We start from the raw sequence: 19,679 nt of genomic DNA, 5'->3' as shown, positions 1-19,679 counted from the left end.
GATCCTACGCCCGGTGATTACTGCAACGGGGTTCGGGCGAGCCCGTCAGCTGTACTGAACGGTAGTAAAAGTCGGAGTAGGCGAGGCGCTTTCGAAGGTGACGCGCTCTACGTTCCGTTCGGTGACGGGCATGGTTCCGTCGAGAGCAGCGATCACTGCCTCGGTCACAGCGGGAGTGACTTCGTCCACGGTGACGTCGCGACCGAGTTCATGCGACAGCGTCGTGACCCCGGCGTCACGGATGCCGCAGGGAATGATGTTGTCGAATCCGGTCAGGACCGAATTGCAGTTCAGGGAGAAGCCGTGCAGTGCCACGCCCCGTTGCACGCGCACGCCGATGGCAGAAACCTTGCGCTCGGGCTTCCATTGCCCGTTTGCGAGTTCGGCGGGCAGCCAGACGCCGGAGCGGCCGTCGATGCGCCCGCAGTTCAGGCCGAGGTCCGTGCACACCGTGATCAGTGCTTCCTCGATGCGTCGGACATACCGCACCACGTCGATGGGCTCGGCCAGTTTCACGATCGGATATCCCACCAGCTGGCCGGGGCCGTGCCAGGTGATCTTCCCGCCGCGGTCGACGTCGATGACAGGCGTGCCGTCGACGGGACGATCTTCGGGTTCCGTGCGTCGTCCTGCCGTGTACACCGGCGGGTGTTCGAGGAGCAGTAGCGTGTCCGGTCCGATGTCGTCCGCCCGCGCTGCCGCGAGCTCACGCTGGCGGTCCCACGCGGCGTTGTAGTCGATCGAACCGAGTTGCTCGACGGCGATCGGCAGTTTCGAGAACCGGGCGGAAACGGCAGCGCTGCTCATGGACGTAGAGATTACGCCCGACTTCGGAATCAACCGAGTGCGGCCGCCAGCGCTTCGCCGATCGTGTTGTGGCGGAAAGAGAATCCCGCCTTTTCCAAAGCTGCGGGAATGGCGCGCTGGCCACCGAGGATGCCGCTCTTGGCGAATTCTCCGATCAACGCTTCGAGTGCGAACCCGGGAACGATCCAGGGAGCCGGGCGGTGGACCGCACGGGACATGGCGTCATTGAACTGGGCATTGGTGACAGGGGCCGGACCGGTCAGGTTGACGGGACCGGAGAGTTCGGAATTCGTGAGCGCGAACTTGATCGCGTCGCACTCGTCCTCGAGTGAGATCCACGGAAAGTACTGGCGACCGTTGCCCAGTCGCCCGCCGAGGCCGAACGAATAAAGGCGCCGAAGCCGACCGAGCATGCCCCCATGAGGTGAAATCACGACGCCGGACCGCAGATTGACGACGCGGGCACCCGCCGCACGCGCCGGTTCGGTGGCAAGTTCCCAATCGCGACACGTCGTGGCGAGAAAGTCTGTGCCTGCCGGCGAATCCTCGTCGACGATCTTGTCGCCGGTGTCGCCGTAATAGCCGACGGCGCTCGCGTTGGCGAGGACGGGAACCTTCTCACTCGCGACCGCTTCGGCCAAGACGTCGGTCGCGACGATGCGGCTGTCACGGATCGCTTGCTTGTAGGAACCCGACCACCGTTTGTCACCGATGCCGACGCCGCAGAGGTTCACGACGGCGTCGGCGCCCTGCAGGACGGAGAGGTCCAGACGGTCGTGGTCCGGGTCCCAACGCGATTCGTCGGGGCCGGCGGTCGAGCGTCGCACCAGACGCACCACGTCGTGGTTGTCGGAGCGCAACGATGACACCAAGGCCGTTCCGATCAAACCGGACGAGCCGGCGATGACTACTCGCATTCGGAAAGCCTCCTTCGATTCAGCGTGCTTCGATATCCGAACGTATATCTCCGACCGTACTGAAAAAGCCGGGGCGCCACCTCCTGATGGAGATGACGCCCCGGCCGGCCGAGCAGTTGCTTACAGGCCCAGATCAGCTTCGAACGAGGCTTCTTCCAACCGCTGCTTAACAGTGGTGAGGAATCGGCCGGCGTCGGCGCCGTCGACCAGACGGTGATCGTAGGTCAGCGGCAAGTAGATCATCGAGCGAACGCCGATGGACTCGTTGCCGTTCTCGTCGGTGACCACCATCGGGCGCTTGACGATCGCGCCGGTTCCGAGCATGGCCGCCTGCGGCGGTACCAGGATCGGGGTGTCGAACAGCGCGCCCTGGCTGCCGATGTTGGTGATGGTGAAGGTGCCACCCGAGAGCTCGTCCGGCTTCAGGCCACCCGAGCGTGCACGCTTGGCGATGTCGGCGATGGCTCGGGCCAGGCCGGCCAGGCCGAGATCGCCGGCGTTGTGGATGACGGGGGAGAGCAAGCCCTGATCGGTGTCCACTGCGATGCCGAGGTGTTCAGCGTCGTAGTAGGTGATCTGCTTGGCAGCCTCGTCGTAGCTTGCGTTGATGTTCGGGTGCGACTTCAGCGCCTCGACGACTGCCTTGGCGAAGAACGGAAGGAACGTCAGGTTGACGCCTTCGCGCTCGATGAAGCCGGCCTTGGCACGGGCCCGCAGGGCGACGATCTTGGTGACGTCCACCTCGAAGGTCTGCGTGAGCTGAGCGGTGTTCTGCAGCGACTCACGTGTCTTGGTGGCCGTGATCTGCCGAATACGGTTGGCCTTCTGCGTGGTTCCACGCAGGTGTGCCAGTTCGGGTCGGACGCCTGCGGCTGCGGTGGCGGCCGGTGCGGCCGCGGGTGCTGCAGCAGGAGCAGCGGCGGCGGGAGCCTTCTTGGCCTCCGCAGCGGCGAGCACATCCTGCTTGCGGATGCGGCCGCCGACGCCGGTGCCGGTGACGGTCGCGAGGTCGACGCCGTTGTCCGTGGCGAGCTTGCGCACGAGCGGGGTGACGTACGGGCTGCTGTCACCGGACGCTGCGGGGGCAGCCGCCGGTGCGGGAGCCGCAGCAGGCTTCGGAGCGGGTGCGGCCGGTGCGGCGGCAGGCTTGGGTGCTTCAGCCTTGGGTGCTTCGGCCTTGGGTGCTTCGGCCTTCGGAGCTTCGGCCTTGGGGGCAGGGGGTGCTGCCGGTGCTGCGGGAGCGGCCTTGGGTGCCGGTGCCGCGGCGGGTGCGCCGGAGCCGACGACGGCCAGCTGGCCACCGATCTCGACGGTGTCGTCTTCCTGCGCATTGATCTCGAGCAGGATTCCGGCGACGGGGGACGGGATCTCTGTGTCGACCTTGTCGGTCGAGACCTCGAGCAGCGCCTCGTCGACGGCAACCTCGTCGCCGACAGCCTTGAGCCAGCGGGTGACGGTGCCTTCGGTGACGGACTCGCCGAGGGCGGGCATCGTCACGGCGGTACCTTCAGCGGAACCGCTCGAAGCAGCGGGTGCCTCGGCAGCGGGAGCTTCTTCAGCGGGAGCTTCGGCAGCCGGCGCTTCCTCGGCGGGAGCTTCCTCGGCGGCGGGGGCGGGTGCCTCTGCCGCGGGTGCTGCGGCTTCGCCGGCTTCACCGATCTGGGCGAGCTCGCCACCGATTTCCACGGTGTCGTCTTCCTGCGCGACGATCTTGGTCAGGACGCCGGCGACGGGAGACGGAATCTCGGTGTCGACCTTGTCCGTGGAGACTTCGAGCAAGGGTTCGTCGACTTCGACCGTGTCTCCTTCCTGCTTGAGCCACCGTGTGACAGTTCCCTCGGTGACGCTCTCACCTAGGGCTGGCATCTGGACGGAGAAGGCCATGTCTTTTGACTCCTCGACAGTTGTGTTCGGGTTGTTGAATTTTGTCGACTTGTGGTCGTAATGCATTGTGCTCGAGTGGCGCGCGACGTGCGGCTACTTGTAGCTATTTTGCCGATGTCGACGCGCGAGCGCGGCGTCACCGTCGTTCATCTTTCCATTGATACGCCGGGCGTGTCCGATGAGGGGGATGCCGTCCGTTTCGGGTGTGTCGGCTACTGGCGAGTAGGTATGCGTCGGGGGTCCGGCTGTAACGTCGTAAGCGGACCAAACGGTATGTCGTGCGCAGGCACAACGGACATCGCCTGGCAAACTTGACATATCGCCGGGGTGCATCCGCGGCGTCGGTACCGAGGAGGGTACGACCGTGGGACTGTTCGATCGTTTCAAGCGTCCGCCGAGTGCGGCTCAGGCCGCAGCGCAGAGTGATGCGGATCATCTGGCGAATTGGGCGCACTCGCACGAAGGCGTCGAAGCCTATGTGGAACCGCAGACGACGGTGACCGAGGTGACCGTCGTCCTGGTTGCGAAGGACGGGGAGTGGACTCGTCGTCGTGTCGGCGGCGAACGTGGTGCCCGCAAATTGGGACAGGACCTGAAGATCCCGGTCTACGACGTCCGCAAGACGGGATATCCGCAGCGTATGCGCGATCACGACGAACGTAAGCGAATCGAACGCAAGCGGGCCCGAGAGCAGGAATTGCGCGACGGCGCCTGAACTGCTGTGCGCCTTTATTAACCGCGGGGGGTTAATAAAGGCGCACAGCAAGGGGTCAGCCGTTTACCGCGATGTCCTCCAGGACCGAGATCATCGTGCGAACGGGAACGCCGGTACCGCCCTTGCCGGTGTAACCCCACGGCCCTGACGTGTTGTAGGCCGGCCCCGCGACGTCGATGTGCGCCCACTGGACACCCTCGGGAACGAATTCCTTGAGGTAGTGAGCTGCGACCAGCATGCCGCCCCAGCGGTGTGGGGTGACATTGGCCATGTCGGCGACCTTGGAGTCGAGATCTCCGCGCAATTCCTCCGGCAGCGGCATGGCCCAGCCGTTCTCGCCGACGCTCTGCGAGATGGAGGCGACGCGGTCACGGAACTCGTCGGTGCCCATGACTCCGGGGGTGCGGTTGCCGAGCGCGACCATCTGCGCACCGGTCAGGGTGGCGGTGTCGATCATGTAGTCGGGATCGTCCTCACCCGCGCGAACCATCGCGTCGGCAAGAATCAAACGGCCCTCGGCGTCGGTGTTGACGACCTCGATGGTGATTCCGCCGTACTGGGTCAGCACGTCGCCGGGACGCTGGGCGGTCGCGGACGGCATGTTCTCGGCCATCGGTACGTATGCGACGACGTTGACGGGCAGGCCGAGCTTGGCGGCAAGCACGACGGTGGAGATGACGGCTGCGGCGCCGCCCATGTCCGAGGTCATGTTCTCCATACCGGCGGCGGGCTTGATGGAGATTCCGCCGGTGTCGAAGGTGATGCCCTTACCCACCAGTGCGACCTTGCGGGCACCACGCTTCTTCGACGCGTATTCGAGGCGGACGAGACGCGGCTGGCGTGACGAGCCCTTGCCGACGCCGATGATTCCGCCGTAGCCACCCTTCTCGAGTGCCTTCTCGTCGAGAACCTGGACGGTGAGCCCGGCCTCGACGCCCAGTGCCTTCGCGCGCGCGGCGAACTCGGCGGGGTAGAGGTGGCTCGGGGGAGTGTTGACGAACTCGCGTGCGGTGGCGACGGCCTCGGCGATGGCGGCCGACCGTGCCAGCGTCGCTTTGGTCTCCTTCGTGCGCGGCGACGGCACCAGAAGTTCGACGCGGGCCAGTGGCTGCGAATCGGGACCGGGAGCCGTCATGGACGACTTGAATTCGGTGAAGCTGTACGCGCCCAACGCAAATCCCTCGGCGGCTGCACCGAGGTCGAGGATCGAGAGCGTGGTTGCGACGGTGTCGATGCCGGACAACGAGCGAGCTGCGGCGCCGGCGGACTTACGGATCTGCTCGCTGCCGAGCTTGTCGGCAGAGCCGAGTCCGACGGCGAGAACGCTGGTGACCGACAGTTCGCTCGGTGCCGGGACACGAGTGAGCTGCTCGGGCTTGCCCGTGGCGCCGACGGCGATGAGGCTGTCGAGGATCTCGGCGAGTACGTCTTCGGCGACGATGCCTTCGCTGAGTGCGATTTCGGGGCCGTCCGGACCCGACGTCAGACCGACGACCAGTATCTCTGCGCGCTTGGCGACTGTGCCGGCGAGAACGAGGTCGGGTCCCAACGATCGGGCTGTGCGAGTGCTCAAGGTGTCTCCTGTGAGGTGAGTGTGCGATGCGTCCGGTTCTGGCGGATGCCTGAGTCGATGTTAGGCCCTTTGCAGTTTGCGGACGGGCGATCGTCACGGCCGGGTGAGCTCTCGCTGCGGACATGTTTCGATCGGCGAAGTCCGATAGGTTGTGGGCCATGACCGACGAACAACTGTTGCAGGGCCCGATCCACCCCGTCCACGTCGAACTCGGCGCGACGTTCGCGCCGTTCGGGGGGTGGCAGATGCCGGTTTCGTACGCCGGCGTCGTGGCCGAACACACCTCTGTGCGTGAGAATGTCGGACTCTTCGACGTCAGTCACCTCGGCAAGGCCGTCGTGCGTGGCGCGGGCGCCGCGGAATTCGTGAACTCCGCACTGACCAACGATTTGAACAAGATCGGGCCGGGTAAGGCTCAGTACACGTTGTGCTGCAACGAGTCCGGTGGTGTCATCGACGACCTCATTGCGTACTACGTCAGCGACGACGAAATCTTCCTCGTCCCGAACGCAGCCAATACCGCGGACGTCGTTGCGGCTCTGGTCGCCCTCGCACCGGACGGAATCACCGTCGAGGATCAGCATCGTGCCTACGGTGTGCTGGCTGTGCAGGGTCCGAAATCGGTGGCGGTTCTGACCGCTCTGGGACTTCCCACCGAGATCGAGTACATGGCGTACGAAGATGCGGAATGGAACGGCGTGCCTGTTCGTGTGTGCCGCAGCGGTTACACCGGTGAGGTCGGCTACGAACTCCTGCCGCGGTGGGAGGACAGCGAGCCGTTGTTCCGCGCGCTTCTCGAGGCAGTGCGCGCCGAGGGTGGGCAGGCCGCCGGACTCGGCGCCCGTGACACTCTTCGTACCGAGATGGGGTATCCACTGCACGGGCATGAGCTTTCGCTTGAGATTTCTCCGCTCGAAGCGCGCTGCGGATGGGCGATCGGTTGGAAGAAGCCGACATTCTGGGGCAAAGAGACCTTGACCGACGAGAAGGCTGCCGGCCCGGCTCGCAAACTCTGGGGGATCAAGGCTCTCGATCGCGGCGTGCTTCGTGCCGGGCTCGGTGTTCTGCGTGACGGCGAGGCAATCGGCGAGACCACCTCGGGGACGTTTTCGCCCTCGCTCAAAGTGGGAATTGCGTTGGCGCTCCTCGATTCCGGTGCCAATGTCTCGGCCGGCGACGAGATCGAAGTCGACGTCCGTGGTCGTGCTCTTCGGTGCGTCGTGGTGTCTCCTCCGTTCGTGGAGACCAACACCAAGTAGAGAGCTTTTTCACGTTCGATAGGATTGCGCCCATGACAGGTGCCGCCGATTTCGTTCGTGTTCAGAGCTCGTCCCCGAAGTCCGACGCCGAGCGCCGTGACATTTTGGCGGCGCCCGGCTTCGGGCGGCACTTCACCGACCACATGGTCTCGATCGACTACACCGCGGGCAAGGGCTGGCACGACGCCCAGGTGTTGCCGTACGGAAACATCGAGCTCGATCCGGCCGCAATGGTTTTGCACTACGGACAGGCCATCTTCGAGGGCCTCAAGGCATACCGTCAGCCGGGTGGCGAGATCAGCTCGTTCCGCGTCGAGGCCAACGCCGAGCGTTTCGCGGCATCTGCGCGCCGTCTGGCCATGCCGGAGCTCCCGTCGCAGATGTTCATCGATTCCATCACCGAACTGATCGACGTCGATCTCGACTGGGTTCCCGCAGCCGGTGGCGAGGACGCGCTCTACCTCCGTCCGTTCATGTTCTCCACCGAAGCCGGACTCGGTGTCCGTCCCGCCGACGAGTACCGCTACCTGCTGATTGCCTCGCCTGCCGGTGCGTACTTCCCGCGCGGCGTCAAGCCGGTCAGTGTGTGGCTGTCCACCGAATACGTTCGCGCGGCCCCCGGTGGTACCGGCGCGGCCAAGTTCGCCGGCAACTACGCCGCTTCACTCCTCGCCCAGGCGCAAGCCGCCGACGAGGGGTGCGACCAGGTGGTCTGGCTCGACGCCATCGAGCGCACGTACGTCGAGGAAATGGGTGGAATGAACCTGTTCTTCGTCTTCGGCTCGGGCCCCGACGCTCGCCTCGTGACGCCGTCGCTGTCCGGTTCGTTGTTGCCAGGCATCACGCGCAACTCGTTGCTCGCCCTTGCCGCCGATTCCGGTTTCGCCGTCGAGGAGCGCAAGATCAGCACCGACGAATGGCGCACTAAGTGCAAGAGTGGTGAAATCACCGAGGTCTTCGCTTGCGGCACAGCAGCAGTCATCACCCCCGTCGGACGCGTCAAGTCCGCCGAGGGCGAGTTCACCATCGCCGACGGCGAGCCGGGTGAGGTGACGATGGCACTGCGCGACACCCTCACGGGTATCCAGCGCGGAACCTTCGCCGACACCCACGGCTGGATGACGAAACTTCACTGATCGCTGGTTCGTTCCGCGAGCAATCGCTCCCGGAAGAACTGCAGAATCTCGTCTCGTGCGACGGTGGTGGGCGATCCCGCCTCGTCGACGAGATGAGCCGTCACCACGCTGTGTGGATTGGCAATGACGTGTTCGAAGAACGGCGACGTTGTCGCGTTGGCCGCTTCGTCGGGTAGTACCTTCCCGACGAAGCGCTCGCCCAAGGCCTTCGAATAGGCGGCGAATCGTTGTGCGCGGCAGAACGAGTCACCTCGAAAGCGGTATGCAAGCACCGTGAGGTCTTCGGCCTCGAGTCTCGAGCGCACGGCTTCGAGTTCTTCGGGCCCGTTGTCGGTTTCGTCCGGTCGATCGAGCGGTAACGACGGTTGGGCGAGAACCGGCGCGATGACCGAGGGTTCGAGCATCATCGACAACGCGAAGTTACCGGTGAAGCACATTCCGATCACGCCGACGCCAGGTCCGCCGCTCTCCTCATGGGCGGAAGCGGCGAGTGAACGCAGCCAACGGACCGCCGGACTCGGTTCGTCGGCAGCGAGGGTGCGGAATTCTGCACTGACGCAGGCTCTCTTGAACACCGTCAGCCCCTCGTTCACTGTGGGGACCGCGCCGTCGCGGCCGAACAGTGACGGAACGAAGACAGTGAAACCGGCGTCGCGCACCCAGCGGGCGAATCGCGCTACATGCGGGCTGATGCCCGGCATCTCCGGCATGACGATTACTGCGGGACCGGTGCCGGCCACGTACACGGACTTCGCCACTGCGTCGATGGTGATCGTTCGACGGTCGAAGTCTTCGAGCGGATCGTCTTCGGTCATGCTCCGGTTCGGCACGGTGAGCCCTCTCAGTAGTCGAAACAATTCCTCTGCACAGTCTTTCGGCGCGGGATCGACTACAGAAGAGGGCGGTTCGCCATGTTTTCGGGCGGGCTCGCCTCGCACCTATCCGGCGCCGCCGTTGCGGAATCGCTTTCGGTAGTCGGCCGGGCTGATGCCGACGCGGTCGGTGAACAGGCGACGGAAGGTTCCAGGATCCTGATAGCCGATGTGCCCCAGGATCTTTCCGAGAGACCAGTCGGTCGATTCCAACAACCGTTTCGCTTTTCGGATCCGTGCACGCTGCAGATAACTGCGCGGCGATTCCCCGGTCTCGTCCTTGAACTTCCGAAGCATGGTTCGGGTGCTGACACGAAAAGCACCCGACAGCAGATCCAAGTCGTAAGGCTCCGCCATCCGTTCGACCAGCCACCTTCCGACGTCGTCGGCAAACTGTGTGTGTTTGGCGGGCAGCATCGAGTCGACGATGTACGGAGATTGACTGGTTCGGTTTTCCGGCGCCAGAGTAATTCTTGCAGTCCTTCGCGCAATCTTGTCGCCGAGATGCTCGCGCACGAGTGCTGTTGCGAGGTCGAGCGCGGCGGTGAACGCAGCAGTGGTGGTGACGCCGTCGTCCTGGACGATCAACGAGTCGGTTCGAACCGTCGCACCGGGGTAACGACTCGCGAGGTCCGCACCGTACAGCCACGACGTCGTACATCGGCGTCCGTCGAGCAGTCCCGCCTCGCCCAGCAGATACGCGCCGACGCAGACTGACGACACCCGAACGCCGTGCGCCTCGCACGCACGGATGAACTCGATTTCTCCCTCCCACAGCGACAAGCGCGTCGCAGGGTCTTCGGACGGCACGAGTTCGAACCCCGGCACAACCAGGTGATCGATGTCGTGATGCCCCTCCTGCACGCCGAGCGAAAATCCACCTGCCGCAACGACGGGCGTGCGGGACGCTGCGATGACCGATACCTCGAAGGGGTCGGCGGGCGCTCCATCAGCGACGCGATTGGCGATCAGGAGAAGGTCGGTGAAAACGAAGATCTCGGCCGCGAGGCAACCTTCGTACGCAAGGACACCTACTCGCACGACGTCGGATCACAGTCCGAGAGTGAGGCCGACGGCCGTAAGCGTCACAGTGAGTTCGAGTGCGAATCCGAGAACGTCTCCGTTGAGTCCGCCGAATCTACGGACGCAGTGACGCACGCACAGCACACTGATCACCAGCGCCGACGCGGTCACGAGAGGGCCGAGCCACCACCGGTCGGCGGCAAAGCCGGAAGCGGCGATCAGCGGAACCGACCACACGATTGCGGCCCACAGCGGTTGTGAATCGGCGACGAGCGCACCGAATCCGCTCGGGCTCGACGCGAGAATACCTCGGCGGCAGGCAAAAACGACGGCCACACGACCCGCAGCGACAGATACGAGAACGGCGATCCACTGCGTGGGGGAGTCGGCAACAGCGAGGACGCCGAAGGAGACCGATTGCAGCCCGAGGAAGATGAACAGCGCCGCGACCCCGAACGGTCCGGCACCGCCGCTGTGCATGACTTCGCGGGCGCGCTCCGGTGGACCGTAACAACCCAGTCCGTCGACGGAGTCTGCCAGTCCGTCCACGTGCATCCCGCGTGTCCCGAGAGCGAGCGCACCGACCGTCAGCAAGCCTGCGAGATAGGGATTCAGGCCGATACTGGTTGTGCCCCAGAGCAGAAACGTCGCGGCAATGCCGAGAGCGATCCCGGTGAGCGGAGCTGCCGCGATGGCGCGACGGCCGGCAGTTCGATCGATGTCGGAGGGACCACGAACCGGAAGGACCGTCAGCCACGAGAAGGCCAGCGGCACTCCGGACAGCGGGCCCGCCACGCTCACTCCGCCGTATCGGTCTTGGTCAGGTCGATCGACTCCGGTTCGTCGGCAGGTGCGCTGCCCTGAGTGCTGACACCGGCTTCGGAGAATGTCGCCATCTTGCCCAGGATTGCCACTGCGCCCTGAAGAATCGGGAGAGCTGTGACTGCACCTGAACCTTCACCGAGACGCATGTCGAACTCGACGATCGGGTCGAGACCCATTCGGGTCAATGCGATGGTGTGGGCAGGTTCGGTGGAGCGGTGTCCGGCGACCCACCATTCACGTGCGCCGAAAGCCAGTTCGTCGGCAACCATGGCGGCTGCGGTGACCACAACGCCGTCGAGGATCACCGGCGTGCGACGCGAAGCTGCCTGGGCCAGAAAGCCGGCCATCGCGGCGAGGTCGGCACCCGAAGACGTGCGCAGCAGCGCGACTGTGTCGCGAACGTGCGGACGGGCACGCCGGAGAGCGTCGCGAATCGCTGCGGTCTTGCGGATCCATCCGGCGTCGTCGATACCGGTACCTCGACCCACGACCGCGACGGGTTCACTGTCCGTGAGTGCGGCGATGAGTACGGTTGCGGGCGTCGTATTGCCGATGCCCATGTCGCCGGCGATGAGAAGATCTGCGCCCCCGTCGATTTCCTCGTCCGCGATCGCTCGGCCGGCGGCGATGGCCTGAAGGGTTTCCTCGTTCGACATGGCGTCTTCGCGGTCGATGGACCCGGAAGACCTGCGCACCTTGTGGTTCGAGACGGACGGATCGGTATCGCCGTCCACTGCGATGTCGACGACGCGTACCGTGGCGCCGGCAACCTCGGCGAGGACGTTGACTGCCGCGCCGCCCCCGAGGAAGTTGGCGACCATCTGTGCGGTCACTTCCGGCGGATAGGCGGAGACGCCGTTGCGGGCGATTCCGTGATCACCCGCGAACACGACGACGCGAGGCCGAGCGAAAGCGTGTGGGGGACAAACTCCTTGGCAGGCTGATGCCCAGCCGGCGAGAGCCTCCAGTCGGCCCAGCGAACCGGCCGGCTTGGTCAGATCACGCTGACGCGCATCGGCCTGCGCTCGCACCTCGCGGTCGGGCGGGGTGACGGGTTCGAAGTCGGCGCTACTGACTGGCGCGACGTCAGGGTTGGCATCTGGATTCGCCCCTGAAATGGCCCCTGGATTGGCCTCGGTACTCACATCGTGCCTTCCGGTTGTGCAGCAGTATCTTTCAAGATGAGCGGTAACCCTGCAACCACTAGTACGACACGATCGCACACCCCGGCGATACGAGCGTTGAGAGTGCCGATCTCGTCGCGGAACAATCGTCCGGACCGCGTCTCGGGGATGACGGCCAAACCCACTTCGGGGCTGACCAGCACCAGGTGTCCGCGATAGTTCTCGACACTGGCGACCAGGCTGTCCGCAGCGGGAGTGACGGTGCCGCGCGGAGCGTCCCAGGCGCCTTGCCGATCGAGTTCCGCGGTCAGCCACGTTCCCAGATCGTCGACCAACGTCGCTGTGTGTGAATCGCTTTCGAGCTGCGCCGCGAGATCGCCGGCATCTGCGGTTTCGACCGTCGACCAATGGGAGGGCCGTCTGTTGCGGTGCTGGTCGATCCGGCTCTCCCAGTCTGCGTCGGAGACATCACGTCTGGCTGTCGCCAGGTACCGGACCGGTGCCGAACTTTCGGGTAGGTGGCCTCCACAAACCAAATCCTCGGCGTGCGCGGACTTACCAGACCGCGCGCCGCCGAGGACCAAAGTTCTATACGTGTTCGTCACGCTCAGATTGCGTCGCCCGGCCCCACACGAGGCTTCGGTGCGCGCAGCTTACGGATCTGCGACGCGCGAACGAACGCGTACCAGCCGAGCTTGAATCCGCCGTCGGTGCTGTCGGGGAAGCGCTCGGCGACGCGGTTGTTGATCATGCGACCGAGCCAGATGCCTTCACCGACCATGAAGAGCATCATCACGAGCATTGCCAGCGTGACGATCTGCTGGAGTGCGGGCGTGACGAACATCGTCATGATGAGGATCAATGCGAGCGGCATGAACAGCCCGACGAGGTTGCGGCGAGCGTCGATGAAGTCACGGACGTAGGCGCGAACCGGTCCCTTGTCGCGGGGGAGCAGGTACTTGTCCTCGCCGGCGAGCATGCGGGCGCGGCGGTCTGCCGACGATGCGCGACGCTCGGCGGCTTCGGCCTTGCGGTCCTCCTTGGAGCCGCGGGTCGCCTTACGGCGGGCGCGGGCTTCCTTCGCGGTCAGCGGGGCAGGGGCAACGGGGCCACGCCTCTTCGCCTCGGCGTCACGACGCTTGGGTGTGGGGCGGCCCTTGCCCACCTGCTCGATGGGCGCCTCTTCGGAGGCCGAGGATGCCTCAGTGCCCTCGACGTCACGTTTGTCGGAGTTGTCTGAGTCACCGCGGCGTAGCAATTTCACACCTCCAGGCTATTGGATAAGTGCACGGTCTGGGAAACCGACCTCGGTCTTTCTGAAAAACCCGATCGCCCGAGGCACTGAAACGCGCGAGATCGTGAAACATCGGGGTCATTCGGGACTCTTAGACTTCGGCTATGCGGGTAATAGTTGCTCCAGATTCGTTCGGTGAGACGTTGACGGCCGTGGAGGCGGCTGAGTCCATTTCTGCCGGTTGGCGACGTGGCCGACCCGAAGACGACGTTGTCACCGCGCCACAATCCGACGGTGGGCCGGGTTTCGTCGACGTCTTGGCCACGGCTGGGGGCGACATCCGGACTGCACGGGTGTCCGGGCCTTTGACCGCCGCCGTCGACGCCACGTGGCTGTTCGATTCGGACACGGCGTACATCGAGTCCGCCGAGGCCGTCGGGCTCGGCCTGCTCGGAGGTCCGCCGACGCGGGACACTGCACTCGCCGCGCACAGTCTCGGTGTGGGAGAGCTGATCGCTGTCGCGCTCGAGGCAGGCGTGAAGACGGTTGTCGTCGGACTCGGTGGGAGTTGCTGCACCGACGGGGGACGTGGACTGGTGGAGGCGCTGGGCGGCCTGGAGGTTGCAGCGGCGGCTACGGCAGGCACTCAGTTGTTCGCCGCCACCGACGTCGAACACGTACTTCTCGGCGAGCACGGTGCGGCAGCGGTGTTCGGCCCGCAAAAGGGTGCCGACGCCGAAGCCGTCGCTGTCCTCGAAGCGCGGAACGCGAGATGGGCCGAACAGTTGGAGTCCGTCACCGGAAAACGAGTGTCGAATTTTCCGGGTGCCGGCGCCGCGGGTGGTATCGGTGCCGCGCTCTTTGCGCTCGGTGCACAGCGGCGATCCGGGGCCGACGTCGTCGCGGATCGCACCGGACAAGCCGCGCTACTGGCTTCCGCTGACCTGGTGATCACGGGCGAAGGCAAGTTCGACCACCAATCTCTGCGCGGCAAACTCGTCACAACGCTCGCTTCGGCGGGGGCAGCACACGGCGTTCCGACGCTCGTCTTTGCCGGCCAGGTGACGCTCGACGAGGCGGACTATGCGTCGACCTCGATAGTCGCGGCGAAGTCGGTGACGGATTTCGCCGGGTCGGTGGAACGTGCGATGGAGGAAGCGTCGGCGTGTCTCGAGGGACTCGCCGAACACACGGCACGCGAGTGGAACATCTGGCGCGGCGTCCGGAGCTGAGGATCCACAAGCGTCGACGCGCCGTTGCCGTGTCGGGAAGACCGGATAGGATGAAGACGAATCGCACCCGGTAAAGGACTGGCGGGAATAAGTCGGCAGCGGCGTACCGTTGAAGCGTTCACGGGTTGGTACGAACATTAGGGAGAGCCCATGACTGTGCAGAACGAGACCGCCACCCACGGCGTCAAGATGACCGAGGCCGCGTCCGCCAAGGCGAAGGCACTCTTCGATCAGGAGGGTCGCGACGACCTCGCGCTGCGTATTGCAGTGCAGCCCGGCGGCTGTGCCGGACTGAAGTACCAGCTGTTCTTCGACGACCGCACGCTCGACGGTGACCTCACTGTCGACTTCAACGGCGTCAATCTGGTTGTCGACCGGATGAGCGCGCCGTACGTCGAAGGTGCGTCCATCGACTTCCTCGACACCATCGAGCAGCAGGGCTTCTCGATCGACAACCCCAATGCAACAGGCTCCTGCGCCTGCGGTGACTCGTTCAACTGAGTCTGTCGATCACAACTCAATTCACGAACAACTGACGCGGAACCGACATTCGGTTTCGCGTCAGTTGTTTGTGGTGACTCGTACGTAGACCGTTCCGATCCGACAGCTCGGACGCCGATGACGGCGCTACGGGCGGTAACGTGAACTTTTGCTCCTCTTTCATTCTTGTACTCACTTCGCTGAAAGGCCACGATCCGTGACTATTGCGGTAACCGGTTCCATCGCCACCGACCACTTGATGCGCTTCCCCGGCCGCTTCGCCGATCAGCTCCTCGCCGATCAGCTCGCCCACGTTTCGCTGAGTTTCCTGGTCGACGATCTCGTGATTCGCCGCGGTGGTGTCGGCGGCAACATCGCTTACGCCATGGGCGTGCTCGGTGGGTCCCCGCTACTCGTCGGCGCAGTCGGTGCCGACTTCGCCGAGTACCGCACGTGGCTCGAGGACAACGGCGTCGACTGCAGCGCGGTCCGTATCTCGGACAAGGCACATACGGCGCGTTTCGTGTGCACCACCGACGAGGACATGGCGCAGATCGCGTCGTTCTACCCCGGTGCGATGAGCGAGGCTCGCGAGATCGAACTCGCGGCAGTGGCCAAGACTGCAGGCGCAGTCGAGTTGGTGCTGATCGGCGCCAACGACCCCGAGGCCATGGTTCGCCATACCGACGAATGCCGTCTGCTCGGGATTCCGTTCGCAGCGGATCCGTCGCAGCAGCTTGCCCGCCTGTCCGGTGACGAGGCCAAGGCGCTCATTCACGGCGCGAAGTACTTGTTCACCAACGAGTACGAGTGGGGTCTTCTTCAGCAGAAGACTGGTCTGAGCGAGGAAGAGATCCGCGCGCAGGTCGGCATCCGTGTCACCACCCTCGGCTCCAAGGGTGTGGAAATTGTTGACGCCGAAGGCAATTGGGTGCGCGTCGACGTAGTGCCCGAGACCGGCAAGGTGGATCCGACGGGCGTTGGCGACGGCTTCCGCGCCGGGTTCCTGCTCGCACACGGCGCCGGTCTGAGCTTCGAGCGTGCTGCACAGTTGGGATCTTTGGTCGCTGTGTTGATTCTCGAGACCGTGGGAACGCAGGAGTGGGTGTTCAATCGCGACGAGGCACTCAAGCGCCTTACCGACGCATACGGCAGCGCGGCAGCGGACGAGATCGCGACGATCCTGCCGAAGTAGGGCTCCGCCCCGTGAGTGGTTGAGGAGTTCGGAGACTCCCTAACCGCTCACGGGGCCGAAGGCCTAGATATTGACCGGGTACACCGGTTCCTGGATCTGCGGCACGATGCGCTTCTCCACGAAGATTCCGTGCCAGACCATGAAGGTCAGGACGGTCCACAGGCGTCGGCTGTGGTCGGACACGCCCTCGCGGTGATCGTTGAGCATCTTCACGACGGCCTGCTTGTCGAAGATGTGGTCGGTTCCCGACTCTTCGATCTGCAGATGTGCCCAGTCGAAGAGTTCGGTGCCGCGCAGCCAATGGCGCAGGGGAACCGGGAATCCGAGCTTCGCGCGGTGCAGAACATGGTGCGGCACAATGCCTTCCAGGGCCTGGCGCAGTGCGTACTTGGTCGTGTCCTTCGTGATCTTCTGATCGAGCGGTACGCGTGACGCGACGTCGAAGACCTCGGGATCGAGGAACGGCACACGCAGTTCCAGCGAGTTGGCCATCGTCATCTTGTCTGCCTTGACGAGGATGTCGCCGCGCAGCCAGGTGAACAGGTCGAGATGCTGCATCCGCGCAACCGGATCCCAGTCCCGTGACTGCGCGTAGATCGGCGCAGTGACGTCCTGGTGAGTCCACTCGGGGCGGAAATCGCGCAGGACGGCGCGGAGATGAGCGTCGTTGAAGCTACGAGCATTTCCGTAGTAGCGCTCCTCGAGCGTCAAGGAACCGCGGTTGAGCAGACTCTTGCCGCGAGTGCCGTCCGGGATGCGTTCGGACAACTTGCCGGCAGCCCGACGCAGTCCCTTGGGGAGGTACTCGAAAGGCTTGAGCGACAACGGCTCACGGTAGATCGTGTAGCCGCCGAACAGCTCGTCGGCACCCTCGCCGGACAGCACGACCTTGACGTGCTTGCGCGCTTCCTTCGCGATGAACCACAGCGGAATCAATGCCGGATCGGCTACCGGGTCGTCGAGGTACCAGACGATCTCGGGAATGGCAGCGGCGAACTCGGCGGGGGAGACCACCTTGACGACGTGCTTCGCGCCGATCGCTGCGGCAGATTCTGCAGCGACGTCGACCTCGGAATAGCCCTCACGTTCGAAACCGGTCGTGAAGGTGATCAGGTTGGGGTTGTGGCGCATCGCCAGCGCCGCGATCGCCGTGGAGTCGATACCACCGGACAAGAACGAACCGACGGTGACGTCGGCGCGCATGTGCTTGGCGACCGAATCCTCGAGTGCCTCGGCGATTTCCTGGTAGCGCGCCTTCTCGGTGCCAGGTGCAAAAGGCTTGGCCGGGAACTTCGGCGTGAAATACCGCGTGAACGTGGGCTCCTCGCCCGGACGCACCCGGGCGAAGCTGCCCGACTCCAGGCGTCGGATCTGCTTGTGCAGTGTTTCCGGCTCCGGTACGTACTGCAGAACGGTGTAGTGCTCGATGGCACGCGGATCCAGCTCGGTACCGATGCCGATCAGATCGGTGAGTTCGAGCAGGCTCTTCTTCTCGCTGCCGAACGCGGTGCCGCCGTCGCCGGTCGCGATGAACAGCGGCTTGATCCCGAACGGATCGCGCGCGATGAACAGCTCGCGTGTGTCGGTGTCCCAGATCGCGAACGCGAACATTCCGCGCAGGCGCCGGACCGCGTCCTCACCCCAGTAGTGGAATGCAGCGACGATGGCCTCGGAGTCGCCCTCGGTGAAGAACTTGGCGTCGTGGTCCTTGACCAGTTCGGCGCGGATCTCCAAGTAGTTGTAGATCTCGCCGTTGAACGTGAGCGCATAACGCTCCGGGTTCTCCGGTGGGCCCCAACGCAGCGGCTGGTGGGAATGAGCGATGTCGATGATCGCCAGGCGGTTGAACCCGAAGACGAGGTGATCGTCGTTCCACGTCCCGTGTTCGTCCGGCCCGCGGTGACGAAGGCAATGCATCGCCTGGTCGACCCGCGAGACGGCGTCCTCGCTGGTTCCGCCAGATGTCAGTAGCCCGAGCAGTCCACACACAGCGTCCGGTTCCTCGATTCAGAATTTTTGTACAGAAGGCTCCCGGACACGAGTGTCGGGGAGAGGTCAACGAACTCTTGACGAAAGTATGCCGCAGATCGACGTCCCTGCCGATCGCGGCGGAACGAATCGACGTGATGTGCGTCGCCGAAACGACCTGAGCCGTTCCTGAGCAGCACCTGAGAGAGCTGTGTGACGTCCGCCGCGACACGGGCGAGGACCCGAGGATGGATAGCGCCCGGCTTTGGTCTACGCTGCGTAGTAATTGGGCCTTCCCTCCGGGCATGCCCTAGTTGAATTTTGTGGCGATCAGGAAGGCGTGAACGTGGCGCAAGGTCGGATCCTTCGGCGAGCGGGGCTGGCAGTATCTCTGGGCATTGCTGCCTTGCTGCTGTCGGGTTGCTCCATCGACAACGAAGTGCTTCGTTTCGGGTGGCCTTCGGGCATCACCCCGGAGGCGACGCGCATGCGTGAGCTGTGGACGTGGTCGGTTGTAGCCGCCCTCGTCATGGGTGTGCTGGTGTGGGGGCTGGTCTTCTGGGCCGTCATCTTCCACCGCAAGAAGAAGGACTCGCCGGAATTCCCGCGTCAGACGGCATACAACGTGCCGCTCGAACTCGGTTACACGGCAGTTCCCTTCGTCATCATCGCGGTTCTCTTCTACTTCACCGTCATCGTTCAGAACCATGTTCTGGACAAGACGGACAATCCTGACGTCGTCGTAGACGTCACGGCCTTCCAGTGGAACTGGAAGTTCGGCTACCGCTCCATCGAGTTCGGTGACGGCTCCGCCAAGTACAACGGAATCGACGTCGAGGCCGAAGAGGCTGCAAAGACCGAGGGCTCCACCGTGAACGAACACGGGGAAGAAGTCCCCGGCCCGATCCACGGCAACAGCACCGAGGACCTGAGCTACCTGCACTACGACAAGATCGAGACCGTCGGCTCCAGCCAGGAGATCCCGATCCTCGTTCTGCCCACCGGCAAGCGGATCCAGTTCGAACTTGCTTCCTCGGACGTCATCCACGCTTTCTGGGTGCCTGAGTTCCTGTTCAAGCGCGACGTTCTCCCGAACCCCAAGGAGAACCACTCGGACAACATCTTCCAGATCAGTGAGATCGAGAAGGAAGGCGCGTTCGTCGGGCGTTGTGCAGAAATGTGTGGCACGTTCCACGCGATGATGAACTTCGAGGTTCGTGCGGTTTCGCCCGAGGACTTCGCCAAGTACATCGAACTGCGCAAGGGTGACGCGGAGGGCAAGGGTGGTCTGACGACCGCTGAGGCTCTGCAGGCAATCGGTCAGTCGCCGGTGGCTACGTCGACCACGCCGTTCAACACCGACCGCGAGTACCGTCAGGCAACCGTCGCCACTGCAGGCAACTGAGCCGGCCAGCCTCTTCACTGAACAAGGACA

Annotated in this window: 18 protein-coding genes; 7 read left to right on the top strand and 11 right to left on the bottom strand. The window is 64.4% G+C overall.

From position 1 onward, the window contains the following. Window positions 1-45: 45 nt before the first annotated feature. From lipB to sucB, 3 genes are all read right to left on the bottom strand, one after another. Window positions 46-807 carry a lipoyl(octanoyl) transferase LipB gene (gene lipB / locus AOT96_RS28070; protein WP_003941602.1) on the bottom strand — a complete coding sequence of 254 codons (762 nt, stop codon included), beginning with the start codon at window positions 805-807 and terminating at the stop codon, window positions 46-48. Window positions 808-836: 29 nt separating this feature from the next. Further along, entirely contained in the window at window positions 837-1,724 is an 888-nt protein-coding gene (locus AOT96_RS28065; protein WP_007730042.1) for a TIGR01777 family oxidoreductase, read from the bottom strand. Window positions 1,725-1,844: 120 nt separating this feature from the next. Further along, a complete protein-coding gene (gene sucB, locus AOT96_RS28060; protein ID WP_065352957.1) occupies window positions 1,845-3,608 on the bottom strand; it encodes a 2-oxoglutarate dehydrogenase, E2 component, dihydrolipoamide succinyltransferase in 1,764 nt (587 codons plus the stop codon). A gap of 364 nt (window positions 3,609-3,972) precedes the next feature. Between sucB and AOT96_RS28055 the strand changes: the two genes are divergently transcribed. Then, on the top strand, window positions 3,973-4,323 hold the full coding sequence (locus AOT96_RS28055) for a hypothetical protein (protein ID WP_003941713.1): 351 nt from the start codon (window positions 3,973-3,975) through the stop codon (window positions 4,321-4,323). A 55-nt stretch (window positions 4,324-4,378) separates the two neighbouring features. Here the strand turns inward: AOT96_RS28055 and AOT96_RS28050 are convergent, their stop codons facing one another. Continuing rightward, window positions 4,379-5,896: a leucyl aminopeptidase gene (locus AOT96_RS28050; RefSeq protein ID WP_019748919.1), complete on the bottom strand. Its 1,518-nt coding sequence runs from the start codon at window positions 5,894-5,896 to the stop codon at window positions 4,379-4,381. A 158-nt stretch (window positions 5,897-6,054) separates the two neighbouring features. Between AOT96_RS28050 and gcvT the strand changes: the two genes are divergently transcribed. Further along, the gene (gcvT, locus tag AOT96_RS28045) at window positions 6,055-7,155 is read left to right on the top strand and encodes a glycine cleavage system aminomethyltransferase GcvT (protein ID WP_003941726.1); all 1,101 of its coding nucleotides are present in this window, start codon (window positions 6,055-6,057) and stop codon (window positions 7,153-7,155) included. A 32-nt stretch (window positions 7,156-7,187) separates the two neighbouring features. Beyond that, window positions 7,188-8,291, top strand: a complete 1,104-nt coding sequence (locus AOT96_RS28040) for a branched-chain amino acid aminotransferase (RefSeq protein WP_003941766.1) — start codon at window positions 7,188-7,190, stop codon at window positions 8,289-8,291. Here the strand turns inward: AOT96_RS28040 and AOT96_RS28035 are convergent. The 6 genes from AOT96_RS28035 to AOT96_RS28010 form a co-directional block, all read right to left on the bottom strand. After that, complete coding sequence (locus tag AOT96_RS28035; protein ID WP_082661511.1) at window positions 8,285-9,106, bottom strand: dienelactone hydrolase family protein; 822 nt, start codon at window positions 9,104-9,106, stop codon at window positions 8,285-8,287. The two genes, AOT96_RS28040 and AOT96_RS28035, sit on opposite strands and share 7 nt — an antisense overlap. Window positions 9,107-9,229: 123 nt before the next feature. Then, complete coding sequence (locus AOT96_RS28030; protein ID WP_064113258.1) at window positions 9,230-10,204, bottom strand: GlxA family transcriptional regulator; 975 nt, start codon at window positions 10,202-10,204, stop codon at window positions 9,230-9,232. A gap of 9 nt (window positions 10,205-10,213) precedes the next feature. After that, window positions 10,214-10,981 carry an adenosylcobinamide-GDP ribazoletransferase gene (locus AOT96_RS28025; RefSeq protein WP_083197676.1) on the bottom strand — a complete coding sequence of 256 codons (768 nt, stop codon included), beginning with the start codon at window positions 10,979-10,981 and terminating at the stop codon, window positions 10,214-10,216. A 2-nt stretch (window positions 10,982-10,983) separates the two neighbouring features. Next, complete coding sequence (cobT, locus tag AOT96_RS28020) at window positions 10,984-12,129, bottom strand: nicotinate-nucleotide--dimethylbenzimidazole phosphoribosyltransferase (RefSeq protein WP_050793993.1); 1,146 nt, start codon at window positions 12,127-12,129, stop codon at window positions 10,984-10,986. Between the two features lie 23 nt (window positions 12,130-12,152). Continuing rightward, window positions 12,153-12,740, bottom strand: coding sequence for a bifunctional adenosylcobinamide kinase/adenosylcobinamide-phosphate guanylyltransferase (gene cobU / locus AOT96_RS28015; protein ID WP_065352591.1), 588 nt, complete (start codon window positions 12,738-12,740; stop codon window positions 12,153-12,155). 2 nt (window positions 12,741-12,742) lie between these two features. After that, complete coding sequence (locus AOT96_RS28010) at window positions 12,743-13,399, bottom strand: DUF3043 domain-containing protein (RefSeq protein ID WP_007730051.1); 657 nt, start codon at window positions 13,397-13,399, stop codon at window positions 12,743-12,745. 134 nt (window positions 13,400-13,533) lie between these two features. On the opposite strand from AOT96_RS28010, the gene AOT96_RS28005 reads away from it, so the two are divergent. The 3 genes from AOT96_RS28005 (at window position 13,534) to AOT96_RS27995 (ending at window position 16,276) form a co-directional block, all read left to right on the top strand. Next, window positions 13,534-14,601: a glycerate kinase family protein gene (locus tag AOT96_RS28005; protein ID WP_050655816.1), complete on the top strand. Its 1,068-nt coding sequence runs from the start codon at window positions 13,534-13,536 to the stop codon at window positions 14,599-14,601. A gap of 150 nt (window positions 14,602-14,751) precedes the next feature. Further along, entirely contained in the window at window positions 14,752-15,102 is a 351-nt protein-coding gene (locus AOT96_RS28000) for a HesB/IscA family protein (RefSeq protein ID WP_007730053.1), read from the top strand. Window positions 15,103-15,298: 196 nt separating this feature from the next. After that, complete coding sequence (locus AOT96_RS27995; protein ID WP_003941700.1) at window positions 15,299-16,276, top strand: carbohydrate kinase family protein; 978 nt, start codon at window positions 15,299-15,301, stop codon at window positions 16,274-16,276. A gap of 63 nt (window positions 16,277-16,339) precedes the next feature. Here the strand turns inward: AOT96_RS27995 and asnB are convergent, their stop codons facing one another. Next, window positions 16,340-18,265, bottom strand: coding sequence for an asparagine synthase (glutamine-hydrolyzing) (asnB, locus tag AOT96_RS27990; protein WP_065352590.1), 1,926 nt, complete (start codon window positions 18,263-18,265; stop codon window positions 16,340-16,342). Between the two features lie 319 nt (window positions 18,266-18,584). Between asnB and ctaC the strand changes: the two genes are divergently transcribed. After that, window positions 18,585-19,649, top strand: coding sequence for an aa3-type cytochrome oxidase subunit II (gene ctaC / locus AOT96_RS27985; protein ID WP_030537048.1), 1,065 nt, complete (start codon window positions 18,585-18,587; stop codon window positions 19,647-19,649). Window positions 19,650-19,679: the final 30 nt, after the last annotated feature.

Source organism: Rhodococcus sp. 008, assembly GCF_001682295.1.
Classification (GTDB): Bacteria; Actinomycetota; Actinomycetes; order Mycobacteriales; family Mycobacteriaceae; genus Rhodococcus_F; species Rhodococcus_F qingshengii.
This window is presented reverse-complemented; position numbering and strand designations above follow the sequence as displayed.

What these genes read in the sequence shown, in the direction of transcription:
- lipB (WP_003941602.1), bottom strand. Translation starts at nt 807, where the DNA reads ATGAGCAGCGCTGCCGTTTCCGCCCGGTTCTCGAAACTGCCGATCGCC.
- AOT96_RS28065 (WP_007730042.1), bottom strand. Translation starts at nt 1,724, where the DNA reads ATGCGAGTAGTCATCGCCGGCTCGTCCGGTTTGATCGGAACGGCCTTG.
- sucB (WP_065352957.1), bottom strand. Translation starts at nt 3,608, where the DNA reads ATGGCCTTCTCCGTCCAGATGCCAGCCCTAGGTGAGAGCGTCACCGAG.
- gcvT (WP_003941726.1), top strand. Translation starts at nt 6,055, where the DNA reads ATGACCGACGAACAACTGTTGCAGGGCCCGATCCACCCCGTCCACGTC.
- AOT96_RS28040 (WP_003941766.1), top strand. Translation starts at nt 7,188, where the DNA reads ATGACAGGTGCCGCCGATTTCGTTCGTGTTCAGAGCTCGTCCCCGAAG.
- AOT96_RS28035 (WP_082661511.1), bottom strand. Translation starts at nt 9,106, where the DNA reads ATGACCGAAGACGATCCGCTCGAAGACTTCGACCGTCGAACGATCACC.
- AOT96_RS28005 (WP_050655816.1), top strand. Translation starts at nt 13,534, where the DNA reads ATGCGGGTAATAGTTGCTCCAGATTCGTTCGGTGAGACGTTGACGGCC.
- AOT96_RS28000 (WP_007730053.1), top strand. Translation starts at nt 14,752, where the DNA reads ATGACTGTGCAGAACGAGACCGCCACCCACGGCGTCAAGATGACCGAG.